This window comes from Polaribacter sp. 2405UD43-2 (assembly GCF_058147125.1).
The window spans coordinates 132,399-149,271 of the sequence record NZ_JBYVJX010000002.1 but is presented as its reverse complement, the minus strand read 5'-3'; the positions used below and the strand labels follow the sequence as shown (position 1 = coordinate 149,271).

The 16,873-nt window shown below is 29.7% G+C and carries 15 protein-coding genes, 1 tRNA gene and 1 pseudogene; 13 read left to right on the top strand and 4 right to left on the bottom strand.

The genetic code is table 11. The features are described 5' to 3' along the window. Positions 1-15: 15 nt before the first annotated feature. The 6 genes from metH (at position 16) to ACY2RX_RS03925 (ending at position 6,193) form a co-directional block, all read left to right on the top strand. The gene (gene metH / locus ACY2RX_RS03950) at positions 16-2,736 is read left to right on the top strand and encodes a methionine synthase (protein WP_490102662.1); all 2,721 of its coding nucleotides are present in this window, start codon (positions 16-18) and stop codon (positions 2,734-2,736) included. Between the two features lie 243 nt (positions 2,737-2,979). Next, a complete protein-coding gene (gene metF / locus ACY2RX_RS03945; RefSeq protein WP_490102661.1) occupies positions 2,980-3,933 on the top strand; it encodes a methylenetetrahydrofolate reductase [NAD(P)H] in 954 nt (317 codons plus the stop codon). Positions 3,934-4,057: 124 nt separating this feature from the next. After that, positions 4,058-4,375 carry a thioredoxin gene (gene trxA, locus ACY2RX_RS03940; protein WP_490102660.1) on the top strand — a complete coding sequence of 106 codons (318 nt, stop codon included), beginning with the start codon at positions 4,058-4,060 and terminating at the stop codon, positions 4,373-4,375. Positions 4,376-4,442: 67 nt separating this feature from the next. Next, positions 4,443-5,366 carry a DUF58 domain-containing protein gene (locus tag ACY2RX_RS03935; protein WP_490102659.1) on the top strand — a complete coding sequence of 308 codons (924 nt, stop codon included), beginning with the start codon at positions 4,443-4,445 and terminating at the stop codon, positions 5,364-5,366. Between the two features lie 53 nt (positions 5,367-5,419). Further along, positions 5,420-5,493: transfer RNA gene (locus ACY2RX_RS03930), tRNA-Asp, on the top strand. Between the two features lie 106 nt (positions 5,494-5,599). Further along, the gene (locus ACY2RX_RS03925) at positions 5,600-6,193 is read left to right on the top strand and encodes a hypothetical protein (protein ID WP_490102658.1); all 594 of its coding nucleotides are present in this window, start codon (positions 5,600-5,602) and stop codon (positions 6,191-6,193) included. A 208-nt stretch (positions 6,194-6,401) separates the two neighbouring features. On the opposite strand, the gene ACY2RX_RS03920 is transcribed toward ACY2RX_RS03925, so the two are convergent. From ACY2RX_RS03920 to ACY2RX_RS03905, 4 genes are all read right to left on the bottom strand, one after another. Next, positions 6,402-7,271, bottom strand: coding sequence for an Abi family protein (locus ACY2RX_RS03920; protein WP_490102657.1), 870 nt, complete (start codon positions 7,269-7,271; stop codon positions 6,402-6,404). Positions 7,272-7,330: 59 nt separating this feature from the next. Further along, positions 7,331-7,762: a hypothetical protein gene (locus ACY2RX_RS03915; protein WP_490102656.1), complete on the bottom strand. Its 432-nt coding sequence runs from the start codon at positions 7,760-7,762 to the stop codon at positions 7,331-7,333. Next, entirely contained in the window at positions 7,763-8,134 is a 372-nt protein-coding gene (locus ACY2RX_RS03910) for a helix-turn-helix domain-containing protein (RefSeq protein WP_490102655.1), read from the bottom strand. It abuts the gene before it with no gap. A gap of 651 nt (positions 8,135-8,785) precedes the next feature. Continuing rightward, positions 8,786-9,346: a 5-methylcytosine restriction system specificity protein McrC gene (locus ACY2RX_RS03905; protein ID WP_490102915.1), complete on the bottom strand. Its 561-nt coding sequence runs from the start codon at positions 9,344-9,346 to the stop codon at positions 8,786-8,788. Between the two features lie 85 nt (positions 9,347-9,431). Between ACY2RX_RS03905 and ACY2RX_RS03900 the strand changes: the two are divergent. The 7 genes and pseudogenes from ACY2RX_RS03900 to rsgA form a co-directional block, all read left to right on the top strand. Then, positions 9,432-9,539: pseudogene (locus tag ACY2RX_RS03900) on the top strand (ATP-binding protein); the annotation flags it as partial. 316 nt (positions 9,540-9,855) lie between these two features. Further along, positions 9,856-11,352, top strand: a complete 1,497-nt coding sequence (locus tag ACY2RX_RS03895; protein WP_490102654.1) for an aminotransferase class V-fold PLP-dependent enzyme — start codon at positions 9,856-9,858, stop codon at positions 11,350-11,352. 301 nt (positions 11,353-11,653) lie between these two features. Next, positions 11,654-12,487 carry a prephenate dehydratase gene (locus ACY2RX_RS03890; RefSeq protein ID WP_490102653.1) on the top strand — a complete coding sequence of 278 codons (834 nt, stop codon included), beginning with the start codon at positions 11,654-11,656 and terminating at the stop codon, positions 12,485-12,487. Continuing rightward, on the top strand, positions 12,484-13,626 hold the full coding sequence (locus tag ACY2RX_RS03885; protein ID WP_490102652.1) for a pyridoxal phosphate-dependent aminotransferase: 1,143 nt from the start codon (positions 12,484-12,486) through the stop codon (positions 13,624-13,626). The genes ACY2RX_RS03890 and ACY2RX_RS03885 overlap by 4 nt, the downstream gene beginning before the upstream one ends. Positions 13,627-13,629: 3 nt before the next feature. Then, positions 13,630-14,481 carry a prephenate dehydrogenase gene (locus tag ACY2RX_RS03880; RefSeq protein ID WP_490102651.1) on the top strand — a complete coding sequence of 284 codons (852 nt, stop codon included), beginning with the start codon at positions 13,630-13,632 and terminating at the stop codon, positions 14,479-14,481. A gap of 82 nt (positions 14,482-14,563) precedes the next feature. Next, positions 14,564-15,646 carry a chorismate mutase gene (locus ACY2RX_RS03875; RefSeq protein WP_490102650.1) on the top strand — a complete coding sequence of 361 codons (1,083 nt, stop codon included), beginning with the start codon at positions 14,564-14,566 and terminating at the stop codon, positions 15,644-15,646. A gap of 215 nt (positions 15,647-15,861) precedes the next feature. Further along, complete coding sequence (gene rsgA / locus ACY2RX_RS03870) at positions 15,862-16,821, top strand: ribosome small subunit-dependent GTPase A (RefSeq protein WP_490102649.1); 960 nt, start codon at positions 15,862-15,864, stop codon at positions 16,819-16,821. The last annotated feature ends 52 nt before the right edge of the window (positions 16,822-16,873 follow it).

Sequence of the window (16,873 nt, the reverse complement as noted above, 5' to 3'; positions counted from 1 at the left end):
AAGGAAAGAAAGAAGATGAAGATAAAACAAGAAAAATATATGCGTTTATCTGGTTTAGAACCCTTGGTTTTAAACGAGAATAGCAATTTTATAAATGTTGGAGAAAGAACAAATGTTGCGGGTTCAAAAAAATTCTTACGCTTAATCAAAGAAGAAAAATTTGATGAAGCACTTGATATTGCAAGACATCAAGTAGATGGTGGAGCGCAAATCATCGATATTAATATGGATGATGGTTTAATTGATGGAAAAGAAGCAATGGTTCGTTTTTTAAACTTAATTGCTGCAGAACCAGATATTTGTAGAGTACCAATTATGATTGATTCTTCCAAATGGGAAATCATTGAAGCAGGTTTACAAGTTGTACAGGGTAAATGTGTGGTGAATTCAATTTCTTTAAAAGAAGGAGAAGAAAAGTTTATTTGGGAAGCTACTCAAATCAAACGTTATGGAGCAGCAGTAATTGTAATGGCTTTTGATGAAGTTGGGCAAGCAGATAATTACGAACGTAGAATAGAAATTGCTAAACGTTCTTATGATATTTTAGTGAATAAAGTCAACTTTCCATCAGAAGATATCATTTTCGATTTAAACATTTTTCCTGTTGCCACAGGAATGGAAGAACACCGTAAAAATGCCATCGATTTTATAGAAGCCACAAGATGGGTTCGTCAAAATTTACCCAATGTTTCTGTAAGTGGTGGTGTAAGTAATGTTTCGTTTTCTTTTAGAGGTAACAATGGTGTTCGTGAAGCAATGCACTCTGTTTTCTTGTATTATGCCATTCAAAATGGGATGAATATGGGTATTGTAAATCCAGCAATGTTAGAGGTTTATGATGATATTCCAAAGGATTTATTAGAACACGTAGAAGATGTAATTCTCGATAGACGTAATGATGCCACAGAGCGTTTACTCGATTTTGCTGAAACAGTTAAAGGTTCTAAAAAAGAAAAAACTGTTGATTTATCTTGGAGAGAAAATCCTTTACAAGATAGAATTACACACGCATTGGTAAAAGGAATTGATGCCTTTATTATAGAGGATGTAGAACAAGCCAGACAAGAAGCTAAAGCACCAATAGAAGTCATAGAAGGTCATTTAATGATTGGTATGAATGTAGTTGGAGATTTATTTGGAGCAGGAAAAATGTTCTTGCCACAAGTAGTAAAATCTGCACGTGTGATGAAAAAAGCAGTTGGGTATTTAAATCCGTTTATTGAGGCTGCAAAATCTGATAAATCAGAGCCAGTTGGAAAAATCTTGATGGCTACTGTTAAAGGCGATGTGCACGATATTGGTAAAAATATTGTGAGTGTTGTTTTGGCTTGTAATAATTACGAAATTGTAGATTTAGGTGTTATGGTTCCTCCAGAAAAAATCATTCAAACTGCAATTGACGAGCGTGTAGATGCTATTGGTTTAAGCGGATTAATAACACCTTCTTTAGATGAAATGGTCTATTTAGCCAAAGAAATGCAACGTCAAAATTTTGAATTACCGCTATTAATTGGTGGGGCAACCACATCTAAAGCACATACAGCTGTTAAGATTGATACCCAGTATAAAAACGCAGTAGTTCACGTAAATGACGCATCAAGAGCGGTAACTGTTGTAGGCGATTTATTAAACAAAAAAACTGCTAATGAGTACGTTGTTAAGCTAAAGAGAGATTATGATGAATTTAGAAACAAATTTTTAAAACGAGGAAAAGAAAAAAAATATATTTCTATTGATGAAGCTCGTAAACGTAAATATAAAATTGATTGGCAAACATCAGAAATTGTAAAACCAAAAGAATTAGGAATTCAAACTTTAGAACAATTGAGTTTAAAAGAACTAGAGCCATTTATAGATTGGAGTCCGTTTTTTAGAAGCTGGGATTTACACGGAAAATTTCCAGCAATTTTAACAGATAAAGTTGTGGGCGAACAAGCAAGAGAATTGTATAATGATGCCCTAGAAATGATTCAAGAAATCATTGCTAAACAACTTTTAAAACCCAAAGCCATTTTTGGTTTGTTTGAAGCAAATGCAATTAATGAGGATGATATTGAGGTTTCAATAAAGCCAAATAGAAATAAAAATGTCATTTCGAGCCAAGTCGAGAAATCTAAAAACAATAAAGTTGTTTTTAGAACTTTACGTCAACAATTAAAAAAGCGCGAAGGAATTCCGAATATTGCTTTAGCAGATTTTATAGCACCCAAAGACTCTAATAAAACAGATTATGTTGGCGCTTTTTGTGTGGGTGTTTTTGGGGCTCAAGAATTAGCAGATGCTTACAAAGCAAAAGAAGATGATTACAATGCAATTATGGCGCAAGCCATTGCAGACAGGTTTGCAGAAGCTTTTGCAGAATATTTGCACAAACAAATTAGAACAAAACATTGGGGTTATGCTGCTAATGAAGACTTAACTAACGATGATTTAATAAAAGAAAGTTATAAAGGAATTAGACCTGCACCAGGTTATCCTGCGTGTCCAGATCATTTAGAAAAAGAAACCATTTGGAGTTTGTTAGATGTAGAAAATCAAATAGGAGTAAAGCTCACAGAAAGTTTAGCAATGTGGCCAGCAGCAGCAGTTTCTGGGTATTACTTTGCAAATAAAGAAGCTAAATATTTTGGTTTGGGTAAAATTACAGATGATCAAGTTACAGATTATTCAGAAAGAAAAGGAATTACAAAAGAAAAAGCAAGAAAGTGGTTGCACCCTACTCTTGCGCAAGAGTAAAAACCATCTTAATCTTCCAAAAGGGAGGAACACTCTTATGTAAATTAGTTTTTAAAAGAGTTTTGATGATGAAAAAAGTTAGTAAATAAGTTGCGTTAGCGATTGCATTGACAACCTTTTTAGAGGAACGAAAAAAAGATAAAACGAAAAGCGCGACCTTTAGGAAACGCCAAAAAGAATAAATTAAGAATTTAAAAATACCGAGTAAGAATTTCCCTCCTTTGGAGGGATTATGGGAGGCTTATGAAAGTTACAGATCACATTAAAAAAGCAAACGGAAAAACATTGTTTTCATTTGAAATTATTCCGCCAAAAAAAGGAAATAATATTCAAGATTTATACAATAATATAGATCCGTTAATGGAGTTTAAACCGCCATTTATAGATGTTACAACGTCTAGAGAAGAATATATTTATATCGAAAAAAATGGATTGTTAGATAGAAAAATAACCAGAATGCGCCCAGGAACTGTAGGTATTTGTGCAGCAATTAAACACAAATATAATGTAGATACTGTGCCTCATGTTTTGTGTGGAGGTTTTACAAAAGAAGAAACAGAATATGTTTTGGTAGATTGTCATTATTTAGGAATAGACAATGTAATGGCGTTGAGAGGAGATGCAATGAGTCATCAAAAATATTTTGAACCCAATAATGGAGGAAATCATTTTGCAAAAGATTTGGTAACTCAAATTCAAGATTTGAATTCTGGTAAATATTTACACGATGTTGTTGAGGCTTCTAACAAAGCAGATTTTTGTATTGGCGTTGCAGGGTATCCAGAAAAACATTTAGAAGCTCCGTCTTTACAAACCGATTTAAAACGCTTAAAAGAAAAAGTTGATGCAGGTGCAGATTACGTGGTAACACAAATGTTTTTTGATAATCAGAAGTATTTTGACTTTGTAGAAGCTGCAAAAAAAGCAGGAATTAATGTACCTATAATTCCAGGAATTAAACCCATTGCAGTAAAACGTCATTTGCAATTATTGCCGCAAGTTTTTAAGATTGATTTGCCAGAAACTTTAATTTCTGAAGTAGAAAAATGTAAAACAAATAAAGACGTTCGTAAAGTTGGTATTGAGTTTGCAATACAGCAATCTAAAGAATTATTAGCTGCAGGAGTTCCTGTATTACATTATTATTCTATGGGAAAAAGTGATAATGTGCACGCAATAGCAAAAGAGTTGTTTTAGTTGTAAGCATAAAGACTTTTGATAGACAAATAACAAAAAGTAATTTTAAGAAAATTGTTTTGGTAAAATATTTGATTACTTTTGTTTAAATAAAAATAGAGTTACAATTTAAAATAATTATAAAATGGCATTAGAAATTACAGATGCAACTTTTGATGAAGTAGTATTAAAATCAGACAAACCAGTATTAGTAGATTTTTGGGCAGCTTGGTGTGGTCCTTGTAGAATGGTTGGACCAATTGTTGATGAAATTCACACAGAATATGATGGTAAAGCTATTGTTGGTAAAGTAGATGTTGATGCAAACCAAGAATTTGCAGCAAAATATGGAGTAAGAAATATACCTACTGTTTTAATTTTTAAGAACGGAGAAGTGGTAGATAAGCAAGTAGGAGTTGCTCCAAAAAATGTATACACAGGTAAAATTGATGCTGTACTTTAATAGTATTAACATATAAATAAGATAAAGGTTTGGCTAACGTCAAACCTTTTTTTATTTTCGATACTTAATGATAAACTTATCCGAAATACATACTTCAGAAATAAAAAACCTCGATTTGTTGGCAAAACAAGTGGTAGAAGGTTTTATAACAGGAATGCATAAAAGTCCGTTTCACGGATTTTCGGTTGAGTTTTCTGAACACAAATTATACAATAAAGGAGAAAGCACACGTCATATCGATTGGAAATTATTTGCCAAAACCGAAAAACTATACACTAAAAAGTACGAAGAAGAAACCAATTTAAGATGTCATATTATTATTGATAATTCAGCTTCAATGCATTATCCTATTGTAAAAAAACAAACTGTAGATAATTTAAATAAGATTGGGTTTTCTGTTGCAGCAGCAGCCTCTTTAATGGAAATATTAAAACGTCAAAGAGATGCAGTGGGTTTAAGTATTTATTCAGATTCTTACGAATATTATGCGCCAGAAAAAGGGAGTGAGCGTCATCGAAAAATGTTGTTGCATCAATTAGAGCAATTGTTAGTTTCATCATCTAAAGCTACAACAGAAACGTATCAATATTTACACGAAATTGCAGAAAAAATTCATAGAAGATCTTTAATTTTTTTGTTTACAGATATGTTTCAAACTACAAAAAACAAAGAAGAATTATTTGATGCTTTACGTCATTTAAAATTTAACAAACATGAAGTGGTTTTATTTCATACTTACGATGCCGCAACAGAGTTTAACTTAATTTTTGATAACAATCCTAAAAAAATGGTAGATGTAGAATCGGGTGATGAAATAAATATTTTTGTAGAAAATATTCAAGAAAAGTATAAAGAAATGGTTTCGGATTTCTTTAATAACTTGAAAAATAAATGTTTGCAGTATAAGATAGATTATATTCCTGTAGATATTAATAAAGGTTTTAATATAGTTCTCACAAATTATTTAATAAGTAGAAGAAATTTTTTATAAATTTCTTTGTCAGATTAAAAAACAGGCTTATATTTGCATCCGCTATTAGCAACGGTCTGGTAGTTCAGCTGGTTAGAATACCTGCCTGTCACGCAGGGGGTCGCGGGTTCGAGTCCCGTCCAGACCGCAGAAAGTCTTGATAATCTTTTGATTGTCAAGGCTTTTTACTTTTTACAAAACTAATTATCCCCACATTTTCCCCACAATATTTTTTATTATTTTTAAAATTAAAAATGATAAAAACATACACTACAAAAAGAGCAATCATAGATTTAATGATTGTGAAAGAGCAAGTAATTAGGGTATTTGAGGGAAACAACAAGTATAAAGGTTTTATAGAATTCATCTTTACTAAAGATTATTTAGATGATAACGACTTAAAATTACCCACTATAAAAGAAATTTCTCAAGCTATAGAGTTAAGTTCATCTAAAGTAACTAAACTCATTAAAGAGTTTTATGAAGAGTTTTTTGAAAATAATCTTGATTTTACTAAAGTGGAAATTGTCTTTTACACAAATTATTTAGGGAACTTTTTTCAGTTTGAATGTAATGATTTAAAATATTTACCAAGAGTAGGAGAGCAAATTGATATTTCTTTTGTTAAAGCTAAAGTAGGTAGTGGAATGTTTTATGTAGATAAAATAGAGCATACTTTTCATAATAATTTGCAAAGAATATATATAACACTTACTGCTGGTATTTATAACAAGTATTTTCATTTCAGAAAAAGTAAGGCTTATGAGCAAAGAGAGATTTCTTTTGAGGACTTTTATTCAGGAAATGATTATACTATAAGAAATAAATTAAAACCTTATAGAGGTTAAAAAAACCGTTGCAGTATTACAACGGTTTTATAAGTGATATTTATTTCTAATAATTAAGCCACCGTACCAGAACCTAAAAAAGAAAAACCCAGAGCAAGTCTGGGTTTATAATTATTTTTTTTACTTGCAGCATTAAAGCAAATGAATAATGGTGCAATATGAGTACAAAGGTACTAAACATTATTTAATTAGCAATATCTATGCCTAATTAATATTTATATCCAATTTTATTTTCAATAATTTCTTTAATAGAATCGTTCTCTTTATAATTATCAAAAAGCCTTTTAATTTCAGTTTCTAATTCTAATTTTCTATCATTAGAAATTTTATCAAGGATAAATAAAATGATTTTTATTGAAGAATCTAAAGTACTTCTGTTATTGTTATTAAACTCTATACCTGGTACAATAGAAATACCTCTTGGTGTATTTAAATCAAAAATAACTCCACTATGTGCACAAGTATTTCTTATAAAAACTATTGTTTCCATAAGATTGGTAAACTTTTTTAGATTTCTTATTTCGTATATGTTAGAAATTCGTTCTTTAATTGAAGTATCATTTAAAGATTTAAATATTTTTAGAATAGCACCAAAAGTGAAAAATTCAAGAGTTTTCCAAGCTGGTGCATATTTATCATTTATATATTTTCTATGATGTAACTTTATTTGCTTGTTTTTACTTTTAAATTCTGTATTGTAGTGTTCATCAAAAGAATCTATTAAGTTTTGGCTAACTACTTTAGAATCTATAAACCAAGTTGGAGAGTCTTTGTATTTGTTAGAAACATAATAAACTACTTTAGTTCTAAAATTTATTTCTATTCTTTTAATATACTTCAGCAATAAGTTTCTCAAGTCTACATCTAAATAGTATAAATTAACAACATCAGAAAATTTAGTTCCTTCTTTAAATTCGTGGTTTTCATTTATTTCAAAAGGATTCCAATAAAAGCCAAGTCTATAATAGCCAATATCTAATAAGATTTCTTTAACTTTCTTTTCAGGAAAGTCTAAAATCATACCTCTTTCAGTTAGTTTTTCTAATTGTTGATTAGAGTTTGTTGCGATATTACCCATTCTTTTTCTCTTTCAATATTTATAAAATAAGTACTTAATTTTTTGAATAATAAATATTATTATACTTTTTTTTGTGATGCTAACATTTTTAATGGCGAAACAACAGGTAAGATCATTCCTTTAAAATTGGTTTCTTGAAGTTGCTGGTAAATAAGACCTCTTGCAGTTGAAAAACTAATACCTAAAAGTGTAGCTATAAACTGACCTGAAAAGATTGGTGTTTCATCTTCATTTAAGTTGTAATGATTATTTAGGTCAGTAATATTATAATGAAAATCAATATGAAACTTAACTCCAATTTCTTGGTGTGATAATAAGTTTATAAATAATTCTATTTTAACACGTTCGTCTTTGAGGTTGTGTCTTGTATTATGAGCAACGCTAAATTCAAGATTTAAGTTTTCATCAATAGTATTGTCATTAATATAAGTTTTGACAACCTCAATATGAAATAATTTTATCTTTTCTGGTATTATTAAGTTTTCTGCCATTTATACAGCCTCTTGCGTGTAATAAGTTTGTTCGTAATTGTCTATTGCTGTAGTTAAATTTTTAGAATCCCCTTCTACTTTTCCTAAATAAATGTATTGAGGTTCTGGATTCATTAAACTAACTCCTAAAGCAACTTCCATTTTTGTTATACTTTTTAATGTTAAGTTATGTAAGCCAGATAACCATTTTGTAACTTCGGAAGGTCTTTTGTTTAGCATTTTAGCAAACTCTTTCTTCTTGATATTTCTTTTATTCAAAACTGCACATACTTTTTGAGTAATTTCTAAATTACGTTCAATAAACCTATCAATTTCTTGGTTTGTATTTTCTTCTAACCAGTTATTTAGTATGTTTTCTTTAGGAAATTCCATTTTGGTTTTTTTAATAATAAAGGATAAAATCTTTATTGTAACTAATTAAAGTACAATTTTCATTCCAAATAATATCGCCTTCTCTAAAAGCATTATCAATGGCTTTTGTTAATGTATTTGCTAAATTAAAATGTTTTTTAACATTTGAACAATCTTGCGCTTTTTGTTTTTATGTCTCCACTAAAAAGAAAAACGACATTTGAATTAGCTTTTAAACAATATAATCTTAAATTATTTGCTTTTTTCTTACCATATTCTACATAATAAGGTTCTCTATCTTTGCCAATTAGCGGTAATGCTGGAGTGTCTGCATTTTTTGCTTCATTTCTAAAAAAACGATTTTGTGCACCATATTTTTCTCCTATAAGTTGTAACCATTTTTGAATATGATATAACTTGTTTTTATTTTTAATCGTATGTTTTTCAACAAATTCTTGATAAAGTGTTATGTCATTATCATCTAAACTAACAGAATAATATGCTACTGTTTTGAATTTAAATAATGGTTTTATGCGTGCATAAGTTATTCACTTATAAGTTAATTTACAAATTTATTTCACTTAAAAGTGAATTTTAACGTTTGTTTATGTATGCTGGAAATCAAAAATAGCATTAATAAAATAGTCTTTATTGTGTTTTAATTAATACTTATCAACTAATCGATTCTGTATTAAATTTACTAAATATTTCACTTGCAATATTATTACTATTTCTTAAACCTTTATCATTAATAATATTTATAAAACCCAATTTACATTGATTTGTTTCTTTTTCTTTTGGGGTATGATGATAATTGCCAAACTTACTGTCTTTTTGGTCTATTTTAGGATATAACAACATACTTTTTTCAGCTTTCCAATATAAGTTATAAGCAAACATTTGCTTTAAATCATCATCGGAAGGTTTATAGGTGCTTACTATTTTCCATTTTGTATCTATGATATACGTTTCTTCTTTATGCTTTATTACTATATCTGGTTTTATTCTTTTTGTTTCCCAAAATTGTGTTGAATTTTGAGGAGATATATAATACTCTTTTGGTTTGTATTTTTGTAATATTCTATATACATATTCTTCCCATAATTTATTCATATCAAATAATAATGTTAGCATATTATCATTGCCAGAATTGAGGTTTGGAGAGTAGTTTAGAATTATCATTTTAGCAATATCTATTGCTTTGTTATAGGGTGCAAATTCTGGGTAAAGTATACCACTAATTCCAGGTTAAACTGAGCCACTAATAAAGTCGATTCTATTTGCAGGTCATAAAATGTTTATTTGATAAAAACATTATGGCAAACAAACCATTGCCGATGCTATTTTAGATAGAATTGTTCACTCGGCACATAGAATTAATTTAAAAGGAGGATCTATGAGAAAAAAATTAAGAAAAAAACACTAAATTTAACATACAAATCGAATCGATTTTAACACTTGATTTTACCCTGCTCAATTTAATCCGGAATAGGTGGCTCAGTTTAACCGGACTTTCCAATTAATATGCATTTAACAGATTTATTAATTTATTCTAGTTAAGTCTTCTATATTTGTAACTTGTTCTACCGCTTTAAAAGATTAAATTCTAAAAGCATTTGTACTCCTATTTTTCAAAGTAGTTGAGTCTATTTTATGATTTGGTTTAGAGGTTTTAAAAAATAGTAATAGAGAGTAATTTATAATTAGTTACTTTTGAAAAGTAAATTTGAAACTTTTAAAGTATGATTTCATCAACAGATAAAATAGTAAAGTCAGAATTAGAACAATATTTTAATCAATTCAGAGAGAATATTGTGGGTATAAACCAAACATTTCAATCTCCCTATGGAGAACAAAAATTAATTTATACTGATTGGACCGCAAGCGGAAGGTTGTATTTGCCTATTGAAGATAAATTACTTCATCAATTTGGACCTTTTGTAGCCAATACACATACAGAAACTTCAACCTCTGGTGCTGCTATGACTTTGGCGTATCATGAAGCTAGAAATATAATTAAGAAACACGTTAATGCAAATAACAATGATGTTTTAATAACAACAGGTTCAGGAATGACAGGGGTTGTCAATAAATTTCAACGTATTTTAGGTTTAAAAGTTTCAGAGAATTTAAAAGATTATACTACCATACCAGAAGATGTAAAACCAGTGGTTTTTGTTTCTCATATGGAGCATCATTCCAACCAAACATCTTGGTTAGAAACCATTGCAGATGTTGTAGTTGTTCCTTGTAATGATGAAGGTTTATTGTGTTTAAAAGAATTTGAAAAAAGCTTTCAAGAGCATCAACAAAGAAAAATAAAAATAGTTTCTATTACCTCTTGTTCTAATGTTACAGGTATTAAAACTCCGTATCATGAAGTGGCAAAATTAATTCATAAGTATAACGGTTTGTGTTTTGTAGATTTTGCGTGTTGTGCTCCTTATGTAGACATTAATATGCATCCAGAAAACGAGGATGAAATGTTAGATGCAATTTTCTTTTCTCCGCATAAATTTTTAGGAGGCCCAGGGAGTTCTGGGGTATTAGTTTTTAATAAAAGTTTATACAAAAACACAGTACCAGACAATCCAGGAGGAGGTACAGTAAGCTATACAAACCCTTGGGGAGAACACGATTATTTTGACGATGTTGAGACCAGAGAAGATGGAGGTACACCTGGTTTTTTACAAACCATTAGAATTGCACTTTCTATTCAATTAAAAGAGGAAATGGGTGTAGAGAATATTAAAAAAAGAGAAGACGAAATTAATACAGTTGTTTTTGAAACTTTAGAAAGTTTACCAGATGTAAAAATATTAGCTCCCAATCATAAAGAAAGGTTGAGTATTTTTTCTTTCTATTTTGAAAAATATCACTTTAATTTAGTAGTAAAATTATTAAATGATAGATTTGGAATTCAAACCAGAGGAGGGTGTTCTTGCGCAGGAACTTACGGGCATTTTTTGCTAAACGTAGATCAAGAAACTTCGAATAAAATTAAAGATCAGATTTTGCACGGATGTAATACTGAAAAACCTGGCTGGGTGCGTTTGTCTGTTCATCCTACAGTAACTACAGAAGAGTTGAATTTTATTTGCAATTCATTAAAAAAATTATCAAAAAACATTGAAAAATGGTCTAAAGACTATCAATATGATGCAATAAAAAACGATTATTATCATAAAACGGTAACTCCTATCGAAAAACAATTAGTTAAAGAATGGTTTAAAATTTAGACTTTACTATTTTAAAATTGATTTTATTAAAGAATGTTGTAAATCGCAACTAATTAGTAATCAATTTTTACCAATTTGTCAAATCTTTTATAAAAGAAGATATATAATTTGTTTATATCAATTTAATCTTTAGATTTGTTGCTCAAAACAAGAGAATTAAGATGTTAAACACAACTTTTACACGTTTCTATTTTTACTTTTATTTTTTTAATAAGAGCAGAGACTTTGTATTATGTTGTTAAGTAACACATATAAAATATAAAGTCTCGAATTTACTTCGAGGCTTTTTTTTTGATATAAAATGAATAATAAAATAATAGCCATACAAGGAGCAGAAGGCTCAAACCATCATAAAGTTGCACGCGATTTTTATGGATCAACAATACAATTAAAAGAATGTATGTCTTTTGATGTTTTGGTAGAAAGTTTGTTAGATAAAACAGCAGATCAAGCAGTAATGGCTATAGAAAACACTATTGCGGGTTCAATTATACCTAATTATGCGTTAATAGATAAATATGATTTGCATATTTCTGGCGAAGAATATTTAAACATTCATCATCATTTAATGGCTTTAAAAGATCAAAAAATTCAAGATATAAAAGAAGTTTGGTCACATCCAATGGCGTTGTTACAATGTAAAGAATTCTTTAAAAAACATCCACATATAAAATTGGTAGAAGATGTAGATACAGCAGAAGTTGCCAAAAGAATAGCAAAAGAAAATTTAGTGGGAATTGCAGCAATTGCACCTAAAATAGCCGCAGAAATCTTTGATTTAGAGGTGATTGAAGACGATATTCAGACGATGAAAGACAATTCTACACGTTTTGTTTTAGTACAAACTGAAAAACCAAATAACGGAATTGACCAAATAAACAAAGCATCTTTAAAATTTCAATTAGATCACAAAAGAGGAAGTTTAGCAGCCGTTTTAAATGTTTTGAGCGATTGTAAAATGAATTTAACTAAAATACAATCATTACCAGTTATAGAAACTCCTTGGAAATATTCATTTTTTGTAGATGTAACTTTTGATGATTATAAAGATTACCAAAAAGCAAAATCCGTTATAGAAATTATGGCAGAAGATTTTAAAATTTTAGGAACCTACAAAAACGGTAGAAAAAAATGATACAACCTGCCAAAAGATTAGATACCGTTCAAGAATACTATTTTTCTAAAAAATTACGAGAAGTAAGAAACTTAATTGCTGCCGGAAAACCCATAATTAATATGGGAATTGGCTCGCCAGATTTGCAACCACCAGCAAAAGTTTTAGAAGCAATTCAAGGAAGTTTAAGTGATGTAAATGCACATAAATATCAATCATATCAAGGGTTGCCAGAATTAAGAGCGGCAATTTCTAATTTTTATAAACACAAGTTTTTTGTTGATTCTAATCCAGAAAGTGAAATATTGCCATTAATGGGAAGCAAAGAAGGAATTATGCATATTTCTATGGCTTTTTTAAATGAAGGCGATAAAGTATTGATTCCAAATCCAGGATATCCAACCTATACTTCTGTTACTAAATTGGTAGGAGCAGCACCGCTTTTTTATAATTTGAATGATGCAAATAATTGGCAACCCAATTTTGACGAATTAGAACAATTAGATGTATCAGAAGTAAAAATAATGTGGGTAAATTATCCGCATATGCCTACAGGAACAAATGCAACTTTAGAAACTTTTAAAAAATTGGTAGCTTTTGGAAAAAAACACAAAATTTTAATCATTAATGACAATCCGTATAGTTTTATTTTAAACGACAAACCTATCAGTATTTTACAAGTTGAAGGAGCAAAAGAGATTGCTTTAGAATTAAATTCTTTAAGTAAAACCTTTAATATGGCTGGCTGGAGAGTGGGAATGTTATTAGGAAATGCAACTTTTATCAACGAAGTTTTAAAAGTAAAATCTAATATGGATTCTGGTATGTTTTACGGAATTCAAAAAGGAGCCATAGAAGCGTTGCATTTATCAGACTCTTGGTTTTCAGCCCAAAATAAAACCTATGAAAACCGTAGAAATTTAATTTGGCAATTAGCAGATAAATTAGAATGTACTTACAATAAAAACGCAACAGGATTATTTGTGTGGGCAAAAATTCCTGAAGGAAAAAAATCAAAAGAAATAACAAATGCAATTTTACACGATAAAGATATTTTTATAACGCCAGGTACTGTTTTTGGTTCTCAAGGAGAAGGTTATATAAGGTTTTCATTGTGTGTAACATCAACAATAATTAAAGAAGCAATATCAAGATTTTAAGTTATGAAGAATATTTATATGATTGGTGTTGGTTTAATTGGAGGTAGTTTTGCTATTGATATTAAAAAGAACTATCCAGAAGCTGTAATTCACGGAATTAGTAGAAAAGACGCAACTTTAGAAAAAGCTTTAGAACTAAATTTAATTGATAAAAAAGCAACTTTAGACAATTTAGAAAATGCAGATTTGGTAATTGTGTCAATTCCTGTTGATGCAACTGTAAAATTGTTGCCAATCATTTTAGATAAAATATCAGATAATACTTTGGTAGTTGATGCAGGTTCTACAAAAGAAGCCATTTGTAAAGTGGTTGAACATCATCCAAAAAGAAGAAATTTTTTAGCTTGTCATCCCATTGCTGGGACAGAAAATTCTGGGCCAACTGCAGCTATTTCTGGTTTATATAAAGGGAAGACCAATATTATTTGCGAAGTAGAAAAGACAACTTTTAAACTTCAAGAAAAAGCTTTAAAGCTTTTTATAGATATTGGAATGCGTATTCGTTATATGGATCCTGTTTCGCATGACAAACATATAGCGTATGTTTCTCACTTATCTCATATTAGTGCATTTATGTTAGGTAAAACAGTAATCAACAAAGAAAAAAATGAACGCGATATTTTTGATATGGCAGGTTCTGGTTTTAGATCTACAGTGCGTTTGGCAAAAAGTAGTCCTGCAATGTGGACCCCAATTTTTAAACAAAATAAAGAAAACGTTATTGAAACGTTAGAAGATTATATCAACAATTTACAACATTTTAAAAAGTTGATGGAACAAGATAATTTCTCTGAAATTTTTAACGAAATGGAGAATACAAATTATATAAAACAAATTTTAAACGGCATAAAATAAAAAGCCAAAATCGTTGTCTGCTTTTGTCATTTTGACCTTGTGGAAAAATCTCAAATCAAACAACACAAATTAATTATTAAAAATGAAGAATACAGCAGCATTAAGAACATGGTTGGATGATATGAATTTACCACATCCACTAGTAATAGCAGGGCCTTGTAGTGCAGAAACCGAAGAACAGGTTTTAAAAATTGCACACGAATTAAAAGATTCTGATGTAAACTATTATAGAGCAGGAATTTGGAAACCAAGAACAAGACCAGGAAATTTTGAAGGTGTTGGTGCCTTAGGTTTGGGTTGGCTTAAAAAAGTAAAAGAAGAAACAGGTATGAAAACCTGTACAGAAGTTGCCAATGCTGCTCATGTAAAATTAGCCTTAGAAAATGATGTAGATTTACTTTGGATTGGCGCACGTTCTACAGTATCGCCATTTATTATGCAAGAAATTGCAGAAGCATTAGAAGGTACAGACAAAATAGTGTTGGTTAAAAATCCTGTAAATCCAGATTTAGCATTATGGCTTGGTGGAATTGAAAGATTATACTCTGCAGGAATCAAAAATTTAGGAGCAATTCATAGAGGATTTACTACTTATGATAAATCTAAATATAGAAACAATCCTAATTGGCAATTGGCAATTGAGTTTCAAAATAGATTTCCAGATTTGCCATTAATCTGTGATCCTTCACATATTACAGGTAACAGAGATATGGTTTTTGATGTTTCGCAAATTGCTTTAGATTTAAATTTTGATGGTTTAATGATAGAAACACATTTTGACCCAGAAAATGCTTGGTCTGATGCTGCTCAGCAAGTTACACCAACTACTTTAAAGCAGATTATGGAGGATTTAAAGATTAAGAAAAAGACAGAAACTGCTCCAGAATATAGAGAATCTTTAGAAAACTTAAGAGCCCAAATTAATGTAGTTGATGACCAATTAATAGAACTGTTAGGAAAACGTATGCAAGTTGCCGATAAAATTGGTTTGTTAAAGAAAGAAAAAAACGTAGCTGTTTTACAATCTAGACGTTGGAATGAGATTTTAGGAAATATGGTTTTAGAAGGAAACCAAAGAGGTTTGAGTGAAGAATTTGTTTTAAGAATGTTTAAAGCCATTCACCAAGAATCTATCAATCATCAAGAAAAAATTATTAACGGATAATGTTTTCTGGCAAAGTTTTTAAAACCTTGTAAGTACGTTTAAATTTTATTAGCTAAACCTCAAAGGTTTTAAAAACCTTTGAGGTTTTTTGTGGTTTTTATTGAGATAAGCTTTTTTTAATTCTTGAATTCGTAGCTGAAAATAAAAGTATGATTCTGCTCTGGGTAATTTTAGCCTATTTTTTAAATCAATTTTAATTCTGCATCTTTGTAACAATGACAGGAATCGTATATAAATCTACAGGAAGTTGGTATAATATAAAATCTAATGATGGTACTTTTTATCAATGTAGAATCAAAGGGAAATTTAGAATTAAAGGTATTAAAAGTACAAATCCAATAGCAGTTGGTGATAAAGTAAATTTTGATATAGAAAAAAAAGGTGATGAAGAAATAGGAGTGATAAAAAAAATTCTTGATAGAGAAAATTATATTGTAAGAAAATCAGTAAATCTTTCTAAACAAACGCACATTATAGCAGCCAATATAGACCAAGTTTTTTTATTAATCACCATTAATAATCCACCTACTTTTACAACGTTTATAGACCGTTTTTTAGTTACAGCTAGAGCTTATAGAATAGATGTAGTTTTGGTTTTTAATAAGATAGATACTTACAAAATTGAAGAAAGAGCAGAGATTCTATATCTAAAAGATATTTACGAAGCTATTGGTTACAGCTGTGTAGAAGTTTCTGCTACGCAGGATAAAAATGTAGACAAGATTAAAGAACTAATGGTAGGTAAAACCTCTATGTTTGTTGGGCATTCTGGAGTTGGTAAAACAACTCTAGTCAATGCAATAGAACCCACTTTAGATTTAAAAACTAAAGAAATTTCTGATCAGCACAAACAAGGGCAACACACCACAACATTTGCAGAAATGTTTGATTTAAGTTTTAATGCTAGAATTATTGACACTCCAGGAATAAAAGGGTTTGGTGTAGTTGATATGGATAAATATGAATTAGGAGATTATTTTCTAGAGTTTTTTGAGTTAAAACAGCATTGCAAATTTAACGATTGTTTGCATTTAAAAGAACCACAATGTGCTGTAAAAGAAGCCTTAGAAAACGAAGACATATCTTGGTCGCGTTATAAAAGTTATCTTCAAATTTTAGACGGAGAAGAAGAAACAGAACATTATAGAACAGATATTTGGAACGAAGATGAATAGGTTTTAAAGTTGAAGGTTTGTAAAGTGTAAAAGTAAAACAAGCTAAAAGAAA